Source organism: Streptomyces candidus (genome assembly GCF_014207445.1).
Taxonomy (GTDB): domain Bacteria; phylum Actinomycetota; class Actinomycetes; order Streptomycetales; family Streptomycetaceae; genus Streptomyces; species Streptomyces candidus.
In genome coordinates this window covers 24,596-40,826 of the sequence record NZ_JACHEM010000014.1, presented here as the reverse complement: position 1 = coordinate 40,826, position 16,231 = coordinate 24,596, and the positions used below count along the sequence as shown (strand labels likewise).

Below are 16,231 nucleotides of genomic sequence, written 5' to 3'. Positions count from 1 at the left end.
CTTTCAGGAAGGAACTCCGGTGGCCACCTCCACCAGCAAGGCCCAGACCGGCCAGGGACGTCGAGGACCGTCCCGCGCGCCGGGCGGCGAGGACACGGGCCCGCGGCGCGTCCCGCTGCTGCACCGGCTGGACGTCAAGGGCGCACCGTACGCGTTCATCGCCCCGTTCTTCGTCGTCTTCGCCGCGTTCAGCTTCTACCCCCTCGTCTACACCTCCTGGATCTCCCTGCACCGGGTGGAGCTGGCCACTCTCGACCTCATGGAGTGGGTGGGGTTCGACAACTACATCGCCCTCTGGAACGACTCCCGGTTCTGGAACGCCGCGGCCAACACCCTCACCATCGGCGTCCTGTCCACGGTGCCGCAGCTGTTGCTGGCGCTCGGTCTGGCCCATCTGCTCAACTACAAGATGCGTGGCTCGCTCTTCTTCCGCATCGCCTCGCTCGTCCCGTACGCCACCTCGGTCGGTGCCGCCGCCCTCGTGTTCACCATGCTCTTCGAACGCGACTTCGGCATGATCAACTGGGCGTTCGGGCTGGTCGGCCTGGACCCGGTGAACTGGGAGGCCGACAAGTGGCCCGCCCAGGCCGCGATCTCCGCCATCGTCATCTGGCGCTGGACGGGGTACAACGCCCTGCTCTACCTGGCTGCCATGCAGGCCATTCCGGCCGAACGCTACGAGGCCGCCGCCATCGACGGCGCCTCCCGCTGGAAGCAGTTCACCCACGTCACCGTGCCTGGCATCCGCTCCACGATCGTCTTCACGATCGTGCTGTCCACCATCGGCGCCACACAGCTGTTCGGCGAACCGCTGATCTTCGGTCAGGGCCCCAACGGGGTGACGGGCGGCGCGGACAACCAGTACCAGACGCTGGGCCTGCTGCTGTACGAGGAGGGCTGGAAGAACTACCAGATGGGCCGCTCGGCGACCGTCGCCTGGGCGATGTTCCTGCTGCTCGTCCTCGTCTTCCTGGCGCACCGGCTCATCCAGCGCCTGCGCTCCCGTACGTCCTGACCAGGAGCCCCCATGACCACAGACAGCCTCCCGGTCCGGACGGCCACCCCGCCCCGGACCGCCCCGAAGAAGCCCGCCCCCCGCACCGGACGCCGGTTGCTGCGCCCGCGCGCAGGCCGTCAGCACCACGCGGGTCCGCTCGCCTACATCCTGCTCGGGATCACGGCCATCGTGTCGATCTTCCCCCTGTACTGGACGATGGTGGCGGCCTCGACCGACAACACCCGGGTCAGCCAGACACCGCCACCGCTGCTGCCCGGCCCCAACCTCCTCAGCAACCTCGCCCGCGCCTGGAACGAGGCGGCGATGGGCAAGGCCATGCTCAACAGCCTGATCGTGGCCGGAGTCATCGCGCTGTCCACGGTGCTGTTCGCGACGCTGGCCGGGTTCGCCTTCGCCAAGCTCCGCTTCAAGGGCCGCAACGTACTGCTCATGCTGGTGATCGGCACCATGATGGTGCCGCCCCAACTCGGTGTCGTCCCGCTGTTCATGATGATGTCCGAGCTGGGCTGGTCGCAGGAACTGCCCGCCGTCATCTTCCCCACGCTGGTGAGTGCGGTCGGCGTCTTCTTCATGCGGCAGTACCTGGCGGAAGCGCTGCCGGACGAACTGGTCGAGGCCGCCCGCGTGGACGGTGCGCACTCCCTGCGCATCTTCTGGAGCATCGTGCTGCCCGTGGCGCGGCCCCCGATGGCGGTCCTGTTCATGATCACGTTCGTGCACGCCTGGAACGACTTCTTCTGGCCCTTCGTGGTGCTCGACATGACCAATCCGACCGTCCCGGTCGCCCTCACCCAGCTCAGCGCCGGATACATCCGTGACCAGTCCCTGATCATGGCGGGCGCACTGCTCGGGACGCTGCCGCTGCTGGCGATGTTCCTCGTCTTCGGGCGTCAGATCGTCAGCGGCATCATGGCGGGCGCCGTCAAGGGCTGACCCGCCGCGACGGCCGATCGGCCCCGCGCCAAGCCCACCTCACCTCAGCTCACTTCGCACACTTCACCAGGAATGGACATACGTGGCCACCGCAGCGCACCCGCACACCGTTTCCACCCCGGAGCCCTCCCGTACCTTCCCCGCGGACTTCCTGTGGGGTTCCGCAACCGCGTCCTACCAGATCGAGGGTGCTGCGGCGGAGGACGGCCGCACACCGTCCATCTGGGACACCTATGCCCGTACCCCCGGCCGTGTCCGCAACGGCGACACCGGCGACACGGCCACCGACCACTACCACCGCTGGCGCGAGGACGTCGCCCTGATGGCCGACCTCGGCATCGGCGCCTACCGCTTCTCCCTCGCCTGGCCGCGGATCCAACCCACCGGCCGCGGTCCCGCCGTGCAGAAGGGACTCGACTTCTACCGTCGTCTCGTCGACGAACTGCTGGACAAGGGCATTCAGCCGGTCGCCACCCTCTACCACTGGGACCTGCCGCAGGAGCTGGAGGACGCGGGCGGCTGGCCCGAGCGCGCCACCGCCGAGCGCTTCGCCGAGTACGCCGCCCTGGCCGCCGACGCACTGGGGGACCGGGTGCGCACCTGGACCACCCTCAACGAGCCCTGGTGCAGCGCCTTCCTCGGCTACGGCTCCGGCGTGCACGCCCCCGGCCGCACCGACCCGGTCGCCGCCCTGCGCGCCGCCCACCACCTCAACCTGGCCCACGGCCTGGCCGTCCAGGCGATACGGGACCGGACCCCCGCGCACAGCCAGTGCTCGGTCACGCTCAACATCCACCACGTGCGCCCGCTCACCGCCGGCGACGCCGACGCCGACGCGGTCCGTCGCATCGACGCCCTGGCCAACCGGGTCTTCACCGGCCCGATGCTGCAGGGCGCCTACCCGGAAGACCTGCTCAAGGACACCGCGGCGCTGACCGACTGGTCCTTCGTCCACGACGCCGACCTCCGGCAGATCCGCCAGCCCCTGGACTTCCTCGGGGTCAACTACTACACCCCCACCCTCGTCTCCCAGGCGGACGGGAGCGGCGCGCACACCTCGGACGGACACGGCAGGAGCACCCACAGCCCGTGGCCGGGCGCCCGGCAGGTCGCCTTCCACCAGCCCCCCGGCGAAACCACCGCCATGGGCTGGGCCATCGACCCGACAGGTCTGTACGACCTCCTGCGCCGACTGGCCGCCGACTTCCCCGGCACGCCGCTGGTCATCACCGAGAACGGCGCCGCGTTCGACGACTACGCCGACCCCTCGGGCAACGTCAACGACCCTGACCGCATCGCCTACCTGCGCGGCCACCTCGCCGCCGTCCACCAGGCCATCGCGGACGGCGCGGACGTGCGGGGGTACTTCCTCTGGTCGCTGCTGGACAACTTCGAGTGGGCACACGGGTACAGCAAGCGTTTCGGTGCCGTCTACGTCGACTACCCGACCGGCGCCCGCATCCCCAAGGCCAGTGCCCGCTGGTACTCCGAGGTCGCACGTACCGGCGTCCTGCCCGCCTGACCGCGCCCGGTGCGGCACCTCCGTGCCTCCCCGCACGGTGTCGCGCCACGAGTCCGCCCCCACCCCCTCGCCCGGGGCGTGGGGGCGGACTCGTCCCTCACGCCGCTCACTCCCCGGGGTAGCGCACGCCGATCCGCGCACGTACCGCGTCCAGCGTGTCCATGACCGCGAGGGTTCCGGCCAGCGGCACCAGCGGCGACTCGACCAGTCCCGACCGCAGGCACCGCATCACCTCGCGTGCCTGGTGACCGTAACCGTTGCCCCGCCGGGGCGGTGCCGTGTACTCCTTCGGCTCGTGTCCGTCGCGGTGGAGCACGAAGGCGGACGGGTTGAAGAAGTCGGCCGGTATCTCGATGCGACCCTCCGTGCCGTACACCACCGCCCCGTGCTCGTCGTCGGCGAGCAGGGAACACGACAGGACGGACATCGCCCCGCCGGGGTGCCCGAGCAGGATGCCGGTCTGTTCGTCGACGCCCTGTGGCGACAGCCGCGCGTGCGCGGTGACCGACTCGGGGGCGCCAAGAAGCAGTTGCGCGAACGACACCGGGTAGGTGCCCAGATCCAGCAGCGCGCCACCACCGGCGGCCGGGTCCCAGAGCCGGTGCTGCGGCGCGACCGTCACCCGCCCCCCGAAGCGGGCGTGCAGCGAGCGGATCTCACCGATGGCACCGTCGGCCGTCAGCTCAACGATCCGGCGCACCAGCGGATTCACGTACGTCCACATCGCCTCCATCAGCAACAGTTTCCGCCTGGCGGCGAGTTCGGTCAGGAGGCGGGCCTGTCGGCCGCTCAGCGCGAACGGCTTCTCGCACAGCACCGGCTTGCCGGCCTCCAGGCAGGCCGTCGCGGCGGCCAGGTGGTGTGCGTGGGGCGTAGCGACGTAGACGACGTCGACCTCCGGGTCGGCCACCAGCTCGTGCCAACTACCGTGCGCCCGAGCGACGCCGAACCGATGCGCGAACTGTCGCGCGCCGGCCTCCGACCGCGAACCGACGGCAGCCACCCGAGCCCCTGGCTCACGGAGCAGGTCTTCGGTGAAGGCGGCGGCCATGCCACCGGTGGCCAGGATTCCCCAATTGATGATCTGCTCGCTCACTGCCAGCTCCTGTTCGATACGGCGAAGGGCTGCAGCAAACCTTATGGGTACGTTCCCACCTGCGTAAGGCCTGCCAGCACTTCAAGGCCTGGGCCGGCCCCGTGATCGCCGGAGCCGGCCCCACCGACCCGGTGCGTGATTACGAGAGTCGGCAGGGTTCACCCGTCGCCGGGCGGCGGTCGTGTTCGTGGCGCGGTACCGCTCCGTGCCAGAGGACCACACCCAGCCACGGTTCATACGGTGCCCGTGCCAGAGGCCCCTCCCCGCAAACGTACGGCCGCTGGGCACGCGAGCGCCCGCTCACGTGCCCAGCGCTGCGGGCATGGATGCTCCGTGTGCCTCTCCTCCGCGCGGTGGATCGCGGCGATGGCAGTGCGCGGGCGTGCGCGGGCATGGTTGCTCAGCCCGACGACGCGCACGGCGCTGGCCAGACGGTGGTTGCGCACGAGGCAAGCAGTTCGGCGCTGGGGCTGCCCGGCGGGCAACCCTGTTCCGCGCCGGGCGTCAGGCGCGGCGGGCGGCCCAGACGGTGCGCTCGGTGCGTACGGCGAGATCCTCGCGGCGCAGAAGGCTGTTCGGGCTGCTGGTGTCCAGGAGCTCGTCGAGGGCGGCGAGGTCCTGGGGGCTGAGGGCGGGTGCGATCACACCGCGGATGCGCTGCAAACTGCCGTAGGCGTAGCGGCCGACCGCTTCGCTGCGCGCACCTTCGATGTTGACGGTGAGGGTGCGCTCGTTCTCGACAGTGAAGCCGGCGGCTGTCAGTATCGGGCCCCAGTCGGCGCCGCGGTGTGGAACGTGCTCGGCGTGGAAACTGTCGGCCGCTGCGTGGGCGCGCTCTTCGAGGCCGGGCCGGCTCTCCGGGGCGTGGGCGGGCAGGAAGCGGGGGAGGCCCGCGAGTTCGACGACGGCGAACAGGCCGCCCGGGGTGAGCAGTTCGCGGACGCCGCGCAGGGCGCGGTCGGGGTTGGCCATGTGGTGCATCGAGGCCGAGGCCCACACCAGATCCGGCGTGCCGAGGTCGGGCCAGAGATCGGCATCGAGGTCGGCCTGCACGGTCCGTACGCGCCCCTCGACACCGCGGGTGCAGGCCTTCTCGCGCAGAAGCTGGAGGTGCCCGGCGGAGCTGTCGACGGCGGTGACGTGTGCGTCGGGGAAGCGTTCGAGGAGGGCGAAGGTTCCCGCGCCGGTGCCGCAGCCGAAGTCCACGATCTGGTGCGGCTCGCTCTTCAGCGGCAGCCACGCGGTGATGGACGCGATGTGCTCGGCGAGCACCTCGGCGTCCAGGTCGAGGATCTCCGCCTGACCACCATCGCTGTGCTCATGGTGGCCGACGCGGTCGTGGTCGGGGTGGTGACTGCTGTCGCCGTGGTGGGGGGTGTGCTGATGCGTATGGGTCATGGCTTCACCGTAAGCGAACCATGCGCCTGCGGCACGAGCGCTTGCGAATTACGCAAGAAAGTGGCCTGGTGTGCTGCTCACCACGCAATACTGCCCGCCGCGCCGGGGGCCCCGGGCATGGCTGCGGCCCGTTGTTCGCAGGCCTCCGGGCACCTCCACAGCTTCGGAGCCGAGGTCGCCGACGTCCTTCCGGTGGCCACGGTGGGCTTCTCGGTCGAAGATGCCCATGGTCTTGCGCGGTTCGCCCTCGGGCGCCGTCGGTGCGGGAAGGAGCATCAGCGACACCATGGCTGAGAGCGCCTCCCCGCCCAGGACGAAGCCCGGATCCGCACGGAACGAACCACGCAGCACCTGACGCGCCCGGTGTTCAGAGCGCCAGGGCCGGCTGACCGCCGCAGGCGTGAATCGGCAGCCCGATCAGGGCAGCGGCGGGAGGCCGGACAGCTGCCCGGCGCTGCGCTGAAGACCGGTCACTTTCGCCAGAACAGGTGGTGCGTCACCCCGCTCGGGCTGGGGACGACATCGAGGTGGAACCGGTCGAGCAGTTCATCGGGGGACTCCCAGAGCCGTACTCCGGTGCCGAGCTTCACCGGCGAGACCGCCACGTGCAGGGTGTCGACGAGGTCTGCGTCGAGGAACTGCCGGATGGTGGTGGCCCCGCCGCCGAGCCGGACGTCCTTGCCCTTTGCCGCTTCCCGCGCCTGGTCGAGGACCGTGGCCGGGTCGCCGTCGACGAAGTGGAACGTGGTGTCGGAAAGCGTGAACGAAGGGCGCTTGTGGTGGGTCAGGACGAACACGGGCGCGTGGAACGGGGGTTCCTCACCCCACCAGCCCTGCCACTCATGGTCCTGCCAGGGCCCGCGCTGCGGCCCGAACTTGTTGCGGCCCATGATCTCGGCACCGATGTTGCGTGCGTAGTCCCGCGTGAGGTAGTCGTCCAGGCCCCGGCTCCCCCCGGGGTCGGTGCGCATGGGCCAGCTCGCCGTGGCGCCGGCCCAGGCGAACAGCTTCTCGGGGTCGACATGTCCGAACGGCCTCTCAAGGGTCTGGTCCTCACCGGCACCGATGCCGTCAGCCGAGACGTTGAAATTCTGGACTCTCAATAGCTGAGCCACGCGTTCCTCCTGTGATGGGCGACAACAGTGGTAAGACGCTCCGGTCGACGCAAACTCATCGCTACAGCAGCCGGCCTGCCCCGTCATCCAGGCCGATGACGTCGGCCCGCTACGCGACTCCGGAGTGTCGGGTTACCGGAGTGGCCGGACACGTGAACCCCACTCCCACGGTGGCGGGTCGGAGCCCCGCTGAACCGACCACAAGACCGGCACCATCCTTCCGCGCCAGAACGCCAGTTGCCCGGCCCTTTCACTGGTCGCGCCGTTGTGCGCTGGTGACGGCGAGCACGGCTGCGGCGAGGGCCCACACGGCGTAGACGGCCCAGGCTCCGCCGGTCGTCCAGGGGAAGTCGGTCCGGGGGGAGCCGAGATCCACGAGCCGCAACCACGCCTGGTAGATCGTTGCGTGCCCGGCGACCGCCGACCAGTGGCGCCCGTCGGAGAAGACGAGGGGCAGCACGAGGATGACCGCCACCGAGGCAATCATGGTGGCCGAGGTGTGCCGCACGACGGAGCCGATGGCCATGCCCACGACCGCGCACACGGGCGCAAGGAGGGCGGACGCCACGACGACACGCAGGGCGCCCGGGTGGCTGATCGGTACGCCCGCGCCCCGGCCGTCGAGGATCGTCTGCGTCAGGACGAACGAGACCCCCGCGACGATGGAGCCGAAGACGCTGGTGACCGCCGTGACGACCACCGTCTTGGCGGCCATCACCGAACGGCGGTCAGGGACGGCCGCGAACGTCGTACGAATGGTGCCCGTGCTGTACTCGCCGAGGATCACCAGGGCGCCGATGGCACCGAGGGCGAGCATCATGACCATGGCGGCGTTCGCTGTGAACGCCTCCTGCAACGGAATACCGGCCCGGACGAAGTCTGCCCGCTCCGCCGCGCCCCGCTCCGGCCAGTGGCTGTAGGTGTCGTAAGCGGTTCCCGCGTTGAACGCGATGACGGCCGGTGCGGTGGCCCCGTAGGCGATCCAGGTCGAGCGCAGCGACCGAAGCTTGATCCACTCGGCTGCCACCAGGTCGAGGAAGCGGGCGCGGGGTTCGTCGGCACCAAGTCCGCCGACGGAAGCGTAGGCACTGGTCATGTGGGGTCTCCTGCGAGGTATTGCACGCTGTCGGCGGTGAGCTCCATGAACGCCTCTTCCAACGAGGCGGACCGGGTGCTGAGATGATGCAGCGGAATGCGGTGCTCCATGGCGATCTCACCGATCCGGACCGCGGTCGCACCGGTCACGGCAAGCAGGTCGCCCGCCGTGCCGACGACCGCGCCTTCGGCCGTCAGCAGACCGCGCAGGACGGCGGCGGCGGGCGTGCCCACCGTGACGCTCGGCCGGGTGCCGCGAGCGGAGAACTCCGCGAGGCTCTCTGCCGCGATCAGTTCGCCGCGGCCGATGACGATCAACTGGTCGGCGGTGTGCTCCATCTCGGACATGAGATGGCTGGAGACGAACACCGTGCGGCCCTCGGCGGCGAGGCGCCTGAACAGGTCACGCACCCACTTCACGCCTTCCGGGTCGAGGCCGTTGAGCGGTTCGTCGAAGAGCAGAACCGGTGGTTCGCCGAGCAGAGCGGAGGCGATGCCGAGCCGCTGCTTCATGCCGAGCGAGAATCCGCCGATGCGGCGCCGGGCGACCTCGGCCAGGCCGACCTCCCGCAGCACCTCCTCCACCCGGCGCTGCGGGATGCGGTTGCTGCGGGCCAGGGCGGACAGCTGAGCCTCCGCGCTGCGCCCGCCGTGCACATCGTGCGCGTCGAGAAGGGAGCCGACATGACGCAGGCCGCGGGGGCGGTCGGCAAAGGAACGACCGTCGACGGTGACGGTGCCGCTGGTCGGTTCGTGCAGGCCGAGGATCATCCGCAGTGTGGTGCTCTTCCCGGCGCCGTTCGGACCGAGAAACCCGGTCACCTGGCCGGGTCGCACGGTGAAGGTAAGGTCTTTGACGGCCGTCGTGCTGCCGTATCGCTTCGTGAGTTCGTTGACTTCGATCACGGGGACCACAGTGGCGGTGGGCAACCCTGCCCGTAATCGGACCGCCGATGACAATCGGGGACGAGGGGTGTCAACCCTGGTTGTACGGCCCCGGTCGGATGTGCCGTCCGACGCAGGTGCTTACGATCACTGCATGTCCGCCTCACCGCCGCTGCCGCTGCCGCTGCTCACCCGCATACCGCCGGGCCTGTGGACGGCACTTGCGTGGTACGCGGCCGCAGTGCAGCCCATCGTCGAGTACGTCGTACTGCCGCCGCAGCGGTCGTACTCGCTCAACTACCCCCGAAACGGGCTCGACTCGCTCGGAGCCCAGGCGCTGCTCGCTGTCGCCTTCGTCCTGGTCCTGGCCGGCAGCGCGCTGCTGCGCCGCAGGACCTCCGTAGCGTACGGCCTGGTGATCGTCGGTACGGTCGTCTCGACGGCGGCCTGGCGTCAGGACGAGATTCCACCCCTGCAGTTCCTGGCCGTGGATGTCGCCCTCTGCTACATCGCAGCCACCCGCACCCGGCGGAGTTCGCTCACTGCGGCCGCCGCAGCCCTCGGCACACTCGCCGGCCACCTCGTCCTGCGGTTGAGCACGGGCGACGATTCCGGCGTCGCGCAGGAGCCGTTCGTGGCCCTGACCGTGGTCATCGCCTGGCTCATCGGCAATTCGTCGCACCAGGCCCGTGCTCACACCGAGGAGTTGCACGCCCGGGCCGCGGCCGAGGCCGTCACCGCCGAACGGCTGCGCATCGCGCGCGAGATGCACGACACGGTCGCCCACAGCATCGGCGTCATCGCCTTGCAGGCCGGCGCCGCGGCCCGGGTCGTCGAGACCCAGCCGGCCAGAGCCCGCGAGGCGATGCTCACGGTGGAGACAGCGGGCCGCGAGACGCTGGCCGGGTTGCGGCGGATGCTCGGCGCACTGCGCCAGGCCGACGAGGGTGAGGAACGCCAAGGCCGCGCACACGCGCCGGCGTCCCGGCGACCGGCCGCCGGTCTGGCGAACGTGGAGCAGCTCGCCGCGGCCACCACGGCCGCCGGGGTCCGTGTGGAGGTGCGGTGGCAGGGCAGACGCCGCCCGCTGCCGGCCGACATCGACCTCGCGGCGTTCCGGATCGTCCAGGAGTCGGTGACCAACGCCGTGCGGCACTCGGGTGCCGATTCCTGCCAGGTGCGCCTCGACTACCTCGACGAAGAACTCGCCGTCGAGGTCTCGGACCGCGGCATGGGCGGCACCACCGGCCAGGACACCGGGTACGGTCTGATCGGCATGCGGGAGCGGGTCGCCCTGTTGCACGGCACCTTCACGGCCGGACCTCGTCCGGAGGGCGGGTTTCTCGTAGCGGCCAGACTCCCGGTACCGACAGGGACCGACGCAGACGCGAAGGCGGTGGCCGGATGACCATCCGTGTCGTGCTCACCGACGACCAGCCCCTGGTCCGGGCCGCCCTGCAGATGGTCATCACCGACACCGCGGACATCGAGGTGGTGGGCGAGGCGGGAGACGGCGCGGAAGCGGTACGGCTGACGGAGGAACTCGCCCCCGACGTCGTGGTGATGGACCTCCGGATGCCCGGCATGGACGGCATCGAAGCCACCCGACTGATCACCACGGGCACCGGCTCCACACGTGTCGTCGTCCTGACGACCTTCGACGACGACGACTACGTCTACGGGGCGCTGCACGCCGGAGCCTCCGGGTTCCTCGTCAAGGACATGGCTCTGGACGACATCCTCGCCGCAGTCCGGATCGTTGCCGCCGGGGACGCTCTGATCGCACCGGCCGTCACCCGTCGGCTGATCAAGGAGTTCACCGCCCGACCCGCGGCATCACCCCCGCGGCGGTCGAAGCTCGACGGCATCACCGCCCGGGAACGCGAGGTACTGACCCTCGTCGGCAGAGGCCTGTCCAATACGGAGATCGCAGGCGAGCTCTCCATCAGCATCGCCACCGCCAAGACCTACCTGACCCGCCTGCTCGCCAAACTCCATGCCCGCGACCGGGTGCAGCTGGTGATCCTGGCCTACGAGGCGGGCCTGGTGGCACCATCCCACTGAAGGGACGGAGCCCGGGGTAGGAGCCCGGCCGTGCCCGCGTTCCAGGACACAGCCCCGGGAACGAAGTGCCCGCAGCTGAACCCACGACCACGTGGGCGAGCACCGTCGGCGGGCGCAGGCCTGGGGAGGAACGCATGAGCCCCGGCCCGGGCGCCAGGGCTCGCTCGCGTGTCCGCGGGGCCCAGAAACGCGACGCCGTGCTGCTCTGCCGCGGGGGCAGGCGCTACCACTTCATCGGAGGCGCCGGTCGCCGCCGAGCCTCGGATGCATCCATGGGTGTTATGACCTGTCGGCATTGGCGACAGCCGACGTGGTGCCCCACACTCCGAACCAGAAGACGTTGACAGCGCCTCAACAAAATAGACGATGCCTCCTCCCGGGAGGAGCCGCTATCCGTGCCCGTGTCACTGGCTCCGCGACCTGTGCCACGGGCCCCGTCTCCCTTTCGCAGGGAACCAGCCCGATGAAGGGACAGTTATGCCCCGCTCGAAGTGGTTCGCCGCAGCCGGTACCGCCGCAGCACTCGCTGTGCTCGCGGTGCCTGCGGCGGCGCACGCCGCGCCTGCGCCCACAACGGCTGCGCTGGCCAGTTCCTCCGCAGTGACGACTCTCTACTACGACGACACCCGGGCACGTGGCTGGGAAGCCGCCATTACGGCCGGAGTCGCTTCCTGGAACGCGAACGCCAGCACAGTCAAGCTCGCGAAGGTCAGGCCGGGAACGCGAGCCGAGATCCAGATCGTAGCCACCAACGGTTGGCCGCAGGCCACGCTGGGACCAGTCCGTCCGGGCGGCCGGGCCAGGGTGGAACTCGGCAACCTCGCGGTCACCGAGGGCCATGACAAGACACGCATCGCCGCCCACGAGATCGGTCACAATCTCGGCCTGCCGGACACCAAGCCCGGGCCGTGTTCCCAGCTGATGTCGGGTTCCAGCGCCGGCATCAGCTGCAAGAATGCCGTCCCGAACGCGACCGAACGGGCTCGGGTCGAGTCCGCCTATGCCACGCGCGCCGCCACGCATCCGCAGCGCGAAGGCCGCCTGCTGGTCGACGCCCCCTGACCGCCCCGGGCGGGACGGACGCCGCGACCGGCCCGTGCACGCCCCTCCGGCGTTGATCATCCGCCGGTGCGGTCACGACGTTCTACGATTCGGCGCTGGTTTGCAGGAGGCGCCGGATCGGCCCGAGGGATGCCGCTTGGGGCGCCGGCGCCGGTAAGAACGCGGTCATGAGCAGAGCAAGCAAAGGGCCCCCGCACCGCACTGATGCGGGGGCGTCGCACTTCGGCCTGCCGGGACGAGACCGGCCGGTTGAGGTGGGTCAGGGGTGGGTCAGGGGCGCGGGAGGAGTGGTCCGCGCCCCCGGGCAGGTACGGTCAGACCGCCCACTTGGAGCAGTTGGATGCGCTGGCCCACGCGTGACTGCTGATGTTGTTGTTCGCCGGGGCGCCGTTGGTGAGGGTGTCGTCGGAAAGATTGGAGGCCCAGCCCTCGGACCGGCTGAGACAGATGTGGCCCCCGCCGCTGTTGGCGGCGCCGTAGAACTTGACCTCGTAGCTGTTGCCGTTGTTCAGGATCGACGACGCCTTGTTGTTGTCCCCGCCCTGGAAGCTCTGCGAGGAGTTGCCCCAGTCCGAGTCGTCGCCGGACGCGCGGCCGAGGTAGCCGTTGCAGTTGGTGTTGTCGTACGCGTACATGTAGCCGGAGAGGGCGCCGGCCATGGCGTCGGAGCAGTCCGCCGCCTGGGCGGAAGTGGCGGGGACGAGGGCGCCGAGGGATGCCACGGTGACGGCCGTCAGGACGGCGAAAGCCTTGCGCATGAGTTGATGCTCCTTCATGTGTTGTTTTTTCGAATCCATCCGCGACTGCTGTGCCACGGAAACCTGTGAGTCACTCGCTGGTGAGATCCCGTGCCCGGGACAGCGCGGCCAGACTCATGCGCTGATAGGCGGCATTCTCTTTGCCGTACTTCTTCAGCGTGGCGGACCGGTATTCACCTTCGAGGTGGCGCGCGATCTTCCCGAGAGACGTTTTCACGGCGCACGTTGCCTCGTTGACCGCCAGTTCGACGTCGTACTTCCTGGCGTCTTCGGATCTCATTCCGACGGTGTGCTCGATACGCTTCTCGCGGAGCTCGTCCGGTGAGGAGAAGGGCCGTCCGGCTTCTTTCATGCAGCGCGACCAGGCGCTGACCGTCTTCTTCATCCGGTCGTCCGCGAGGATCTCCGGAACGTAGAGCGGGGTCAGGCTGGTAACGGTCTTCTTGGCTTCGAACCAGGCCTTGAGGTCTCCGTAGAGGTGGGTCCGCGCTCCGGCCCAGCAACCCTCCCGGGGCGTCTCGATGGTGCCGCCGGCGGGCAGGTCCACGCTCAGCACGTCGTCGTAATCGCCGTTGAGAGCTGTGTGGTAGCGGATACGGTCCTTCCGCGGGAGGGCGTTGGGGAACCGGACGTTGGGGTGCTCGCTCCGCTCCTTCTCGGCCGCCTCGTCGAAGGGCCGGCCGTAGCCGTACTTCTTCGCCCACGCGATGTCGTCGATCACGTAGCGCCCCGCCTTACGGGCGTCGACACTTGCCACCGGTCCCACCCAGTACGAGAATCCCTTGTCCTCCATGCACTCCTTGACGAGGGCGTACTCGGCGTACTCGATTTCCATCTCCTCGGGGACGGTCAGATCCCGGAGTTCGCGGTCCGAAATCGCGACCGTGTCCCCCTTCGAGGACTTTTCCGCGTCTGTCGTGACATCCGTCCCGGCCCCACAGCCCGCCGTGATGCAGGCAGCCGCCAGGGCGGCAACGGATACGGAGAATGTCCGCCTCATGTGATGCGCTCTCCCTACGGCTGACGCGGCGTCCGAGCCACGTTTCGACGAGCCATGTTCCGTCCTCGGTCCGAACTGGCGTGACGCGGACGGGCGATGGCGTGGACAAGGCTCGTGATGTGGGTGTGCGACGCCCCGTTCTCCGGCCCCCACAGACGTTAGGGTCATCGTGGACTTCGGAATGTGTCGTCCGTGCAGGGGACTTTGTCAGTCGTGCACCACCTTGAGATGGCGCCGCAGAAACGAGGACCGGCCCCGCGTGTCGCCGACGAAGCTGTTGCACGGCGCGAGGGACTCCCGACACACTGACGTCAGGAACCGACGCGCCGAGGGGGAACGAAATGGAGCAACGGGCCGAGGTACTGCCAGGCCGGCTCTGTGATCGCTGCAGACGGAGAGCTGCCCCATGAGCCCGGCCCTGGACACCGCGTACATACCGCCGCGGGACCGGGAAGAAGTCGTCCGGAACGCGGTGTGGAAGTCCATGGTGGCAATCGATATCGACCACGGCCCTGCGGCCGAGGACATCAACGTCCGTCTGGGTCTCAGTGCTGTGGGGCCCATCAAGATCTGCTCGGCGCGGGCGACCGCGGTCAGGATGCGTCGGACGGAGCGGCTCGCCCGCGAGGACGAGGAGCCGGCCGTCTCTCTCGGTGTTCAGATGACGGGCAGCAGCATGGTGGTGCAGAACGGTCGCGAGTGCCTCCTGGGCCCGGGGGACTGCGTCGTCTACGAATCGATCGCTCCCTACATGCTTCTCTTCGACGAGGGAGTCGACCACCGCTTCATCCGGTTTCCCCGCGCGGTACTCGCCCTCCCCGACCGGTTACTACGGGACATCACCGCGGTCCCCCTGGGGTCCGGCAACCCCGTTGCGCGCCTCGCCTTCACCTACTTCTCCCAACTGGCTGTCAGCGACGAACTGCACCAGGATGCGCACGCCGACACCGTCGTGGAACCAAGCGTTGGACTTCTCCGCGCCGTCCTGACGTCCCAGTACGGCGACTCCGGCTTGGCCAGGGGCCCGCTGGAAGCCACCCTCAGCCTGCGGATCACTCAGTACATCCGGTCCCACCTGGCTGATCCCGGTCTGTCGGCGGCACAGATCGCCGCCGCGCACGGCATCTCCGTGCGTCACCTCTACGCGGTGCTGTCGCGGTCGGGAATCAGCCTCGGAGACTGGATACGTACACGCCGCCTGACCGAATGCAGACGGGAGCTGGCTGGCCCGGACGGGCGGCTGCGGACCATTGCGGCGATAGGCCGGAGTTGGGGCTTCGTGGACGCGACCCACTTCAGCAAGGTGTTCAAACGGACGTTCGGAATCTCGCCGCGGGCCTGGCGCGACCAGAACCATCCCCGCTCCCGCACGTGATGACCTCCGCGCGCCCGCGCGCCCGAACCGCCTGACGGTCTTCGGTCGGCACCAGGCCGTCAGCCCCTGGCAGCGCGTCCGGGCCCCGGACCGTTGGGCCTGCCAGCACGGAGGTCCGCATGCCGTCCTCGATGACGAAGCGGCCGTCGACGAGGACGTGTGCGGCCGATGAATCCGTGCATGGCCTCGGCGGGCGCGTTGCGCGGGGAGCCGCTGTCGGTACACGGCACCAGAAACCGGAGATGCTTCCAAGGCATACACTCTTGCCCATGACGCAAGAAGATGAAGATCTGGACAGCCTCGTACGCAAACGCATCCGCGCACTACGGGTCGCGCAGGGCTGGTCACTGGAGGAGTTGGCCTCCCGTGCCCACCTCAGCCAGTCCTCACTGAGCCGCATCGAGAACGGTCAGCGCCGCCTCGCGCTGGATCAGCTGGTCACCCTCGCCCGCGCCCTGGACACCACGCTCGATCAGCTCGTGGAGACCGCCACCGACGATGTCGTCACCAGCCCGACCATCGACAGCACCCACGGTCGGATGCGCTGGACCATCAGGGCCGACCCCGGGATGAGCGTGGTGCGCCAGCGCATGACCGAACCGCCCCCCGAGAACCCGGCACACATGCGCGCCCACCCGGGGCGCGAATGGCTCGTCGTCCTGTCCGGCACCGCGATCCTCATGCTCGGCCACCGCCGCTTCCGCCTGGAGACCAATCAGGCCGCCGAGTTCCCCACAATGATGCCGCACGCGATCGGCGCCGACGGCGGACCCTGCGAGATCCTCGGCATCTTCGACCGCGACGCCCGCCGCGGGCACCACGGTGACAGCGACGACACCCCCCAAGGCGCTCCCGGGTGACCGTGCGGCCGCGCCACGTGCCATGTCCTGGGGGAGTGGCGGGCAGCCGC

General features: G+C 69.5%; 15 protein-coding genes. 8 read left to right on the top strand and 7 right to left on the bottom strand.

Translation table 11 applies throughout. The annotated features are described in order from the left end of the window. Positions 1 to 19 precede the first annotated feature (19 nt). From HNQ79_RS24680 to HNQ79_RS24670, 3 genes are all read left to right on the top strand, one after another. Complete coding sequence (locus HNQ79_RS24680) at positions 20 to 1,015, top strand: carbohydrate ABC transporter permease (protein WP_185034677.1); 996 nt, start codon at positions 20 to 22, stop codon at positions 1,013 to 1,015. 12 nt (positions 1,016 to 1,027) lie between these two features. Further along, on the top strand, positions 1,028 to 1,951 hold the full coding sequence (locus HNQ79_RS24675) for a carbohydrate ABC transporter permease (protein ID WP_185034675.1): 924 nt from the start codon (positions 1,028 to 1,030) through the stop codon (positions 1,949 to 1,951). An 82-nt stretch (positions 1,952 to 2,033) separates the two neighbouring features. Continuing rightward, positions 2,034 to 3,473: a GH1 family beta-glucosidase gene (locus HNQ79_RS24670; protein WP_185034673.1), complete on the top strand. Its 1,440-nt coding sequence runs from the start codon at positions 2,034 to 2,036 to the stop codon at positions 3,471 to 3,473. A 106-nt stretch (positions 3,474 to 3,579) separates the two neighbouring features. Here the strand turns inward: HNQ79_RS24670 and HNQ79_RS24665 are convergent, their stop codons facing one another. From HNQ79_RS24665 to HNQ79_RS24645, 5 genes are all read right to left on the bottom strand, one after another. Further along, on the bottom strand, positions 3,580 to 4,569 hold the full coding sequence (locus HNQ79_RS24665) for a Gfo/Idh/MocA family protein (RefSeq protein WP_268253565.1): 990 nt from the start codon (positions 4,567 to 4,569) through the stop codon (positions 3,580 to 3,582). Between the two features lie 504 nt (positions 4,570 to 5,073). Continuing rightward, positions 5,074 to 5,967: a class I SAM-dependent methyltransferase gene (locus HNQ79_RS24660; RefSeq protein WP_185034671.1), complete on the bottom strand. Its 894-nt coding sequence runs from the start codon at positions 5,965 to 5,967 to the stop codon at positions 5,074 to 5,076. A 470-nt stretch (positions 5,968 to 6,437) separates the two neighbouring features. Further along, complete coding sequence (locus tag HNQ79_RS24655; RefSeq protein WP_185034669.1) at positions 6,438 to 7,082, bottom strand: dihydrofolate reductase family protein; 645 nt, start codon at positions 7,080 to 7,082, stop codon at positions 6,438 to 6,440. 250 nt (positions 7,083 to 7,332) lie between these two features. Continuing rightward, positions 7,333 to 8,178, bottom strand: coding sequence for an ABC transporter permease (locus HNQ79_RS24650; protein WP_185034667.1), 846 nt, complete (start codon positions 8,176 to 8,178; stop codon positions 7,333 to 7,335). Beyond that, positions 8,175 to 9,083, bottom strand: a complete 909-nt coding sequence (locus tag HNQ79_RS24645; RefSeq protein ID WP_185034665.1) for an ABC transporter ATP-binding protein — start codon at positions 9,081 to 9,083, stop codon at positions 8,175 to 8,177. The genes HNQ79_RS24650 and HNQ79_RS24645 overlap by 4 nt, the downstream gene beginning before the upstream one ends. A gap of 133 nt (positions 9,084 to 9,216) precedes the next feature. Between HNQ79_RS24645 and HNQ79_RS24640 the strand changes: the two genes are divergently transcribed. The 3 genes from HNQ79_RS24640 (at position 9,217) to HNQ79_RS24630 (ending at position 12,188) form a co-directional block, all read left to right on the top strand. Further along, the gene (locus HNQ79_RS24640) at positions 9,217 to 10,470 is read left to right on the top strand and encodes a sensor histidine kinase (protein WP_185034663.1); all 1,254 of its coding nucleotides are present in this window, start codon (positions 9,217 to 9,219) and stop codon (positions 10,468 to 10,470) included. Continuing rightward, entirely contained in the window at positions 10,467 to 11,126 is a 660-nt protein-coding gene (locus HNQ79_RS24635; protein ID WP_185034661.1) for a response regulator, read from the top strand. Before HNQ79_RS24640 ends, HNQ79_RS24635 begins: the two co-directional genes overlap by 4 nt. 477 nt (positions 11,127 to 11,603) lie before the next feature. Further along, the gene (locus HNQ79_RS24630; protein ID WP_185034659.1) at positions 11,604 to 12,188 is read left to right on the top strand and encodes a snapalysin family zinc-dependent metalloprotease; all 585 of its coding nucleotides are present in this window, start codon (positions 11,604 to 11,606) and stop codon (positions 12,186 to 12,188) included. Positions 12,189 to 12,502: 314 nt separating this feature from the next. On the opposite strand, the gene HNQ79_RS24625 is transcribed toward HNQ79_RS24630, so the two are convergent. Together HNQ79_RS24625 and HNQ79_RS24620 are read right to left on the bottom strand one after the other, a co-directional pair. Further along, a complete protein-coding gene (locus tag HNQ79_RS24625) occupies positions 12,503 to 12,946 on the bottom strand; it encodes a peptidase inhibitor family I36 protein (RefSeq protein WP_185034657.1) in 444 nt (147 codons plus the stop codon). Positions 12,947 to 13,016: 70 nt separating this feature from the next. Continuing rightward, positions 13,017 to 13,946 carry a hypothetical protein gene (locus HNQ79_RS24620; protein ID WP_185034655.1) on the bottom strand — a complete coding sequence of 310 codons (930 nt, stop codon included), beginning with the start codon at positions 13,944 to 13,946 and terminating at the stop codon, positions 13,017 to 13,019. A gap of 406 nt (positions 13,947 to 14,352) precedes the next feature. Between HNQ79_RS24620 and HNQ79_RS24615 the strand changes: the two genes are divergently transcribed. Together HNQ79_RS24615 and HNQ79_RS24610 are read left to right on the top strand one after the other, a co-directional pair. Further along, positions 14,353 to 15,321, top strand: a complete 969-nt coding sequence (locus HNQ79_RS24615) for an AraC-like ligand-binding domain-containing protein (protein WP_185034652.1) — start codon at positions 14,353 to 14,355, stop codon at positions 15,319 to 15,321. A 269-nt stretch (positions 15,322 to 15,590) separates the two neighbouring features. Then, entirely contained in the window at positions 15,591 to 16,181 is a 591-nt protein-coding gene (locus HNQ79_RS24610; RefSeq protein WP_185034650.1) for a helix-turn-helix domain-containing protein, read from the top strand. Positions 16,182 to 16,231 lie beyond the last annotated feature (50 nt).

Bases quoted from the DNA above. Each gene is read 5' to 3' on its own strand.
- HNQ79_RS24675 (WP_185034675.1), top strand. From the start codon at position 1,028: ATGACCACAGACAGCCTCCCGGTCCGGACGGCCACCCCGCCCCGGACC.
- HNQ79_RS24660 (WP_185034671.1), bottom strand. From the start codon at position 5,967: ATGACCCATACGCATCAGCACACCCCCCACCACGGCGACAGCAGTCAC.
- HNQ79_RS24650 (WP_185034667.1), bottom strand. From the start codon at position 8,178: ATGACCAGTGCCTACGCTTCCGTCGGCGGACTTGGTGCCGACGAACCC.
- HNQ79_RS24640 (WP_185034663.1), top strand. From the start codon at position 9,217: ATGTCCGCCTCACCGCCGCTGCCGCTGCCGCTGCTCACCCGCATACCG.
- HNQ79_RS24635 (WP_185034661.1), top strand. From the start codon at position 10,467: ATGACCATCCGTGTCGTGCTCACCGACGACCAGCCCCTGGTCCGGGCC.
- HNQ79_RS24630 (WP_185034659.1), top strand. From the start codon at position 11,604: ATGCCCCGCTCGAAGTGGTTCGCCGCAGCCGGTACCGCCGCAGCACTC.
- HNQ79_RS24625 (WP_185034657.1), bottom strand. From the start codon at position 12,946: ATGCGCAAGGCTTTCGCCGTCCTGACGGCCGTCACCGTGGCATCCCTC.
- HNQ79_RS24620 (WP_185034655.1), bottom strand. From the start codon at position 13,946: ATGAGGCGGACATTCTCCGTATCCGTTGCCGCCCTGGCGGCTGCCTGC.
- HNQ79_RS24615 (WP_185034652.1), top strand. From the start codon at position 14,353: ATGAGCCCGGCCCTGGACACCGCGTACATACCGCCGCGGGACCGGGAA.
- HNQ79_RS24610 (WP_185034650.1), top strand. From the start codon at position 15,591: ATGACGCAAGAAGATGAAGATCTGGACAGCCTCGTACGCAAACGCATC.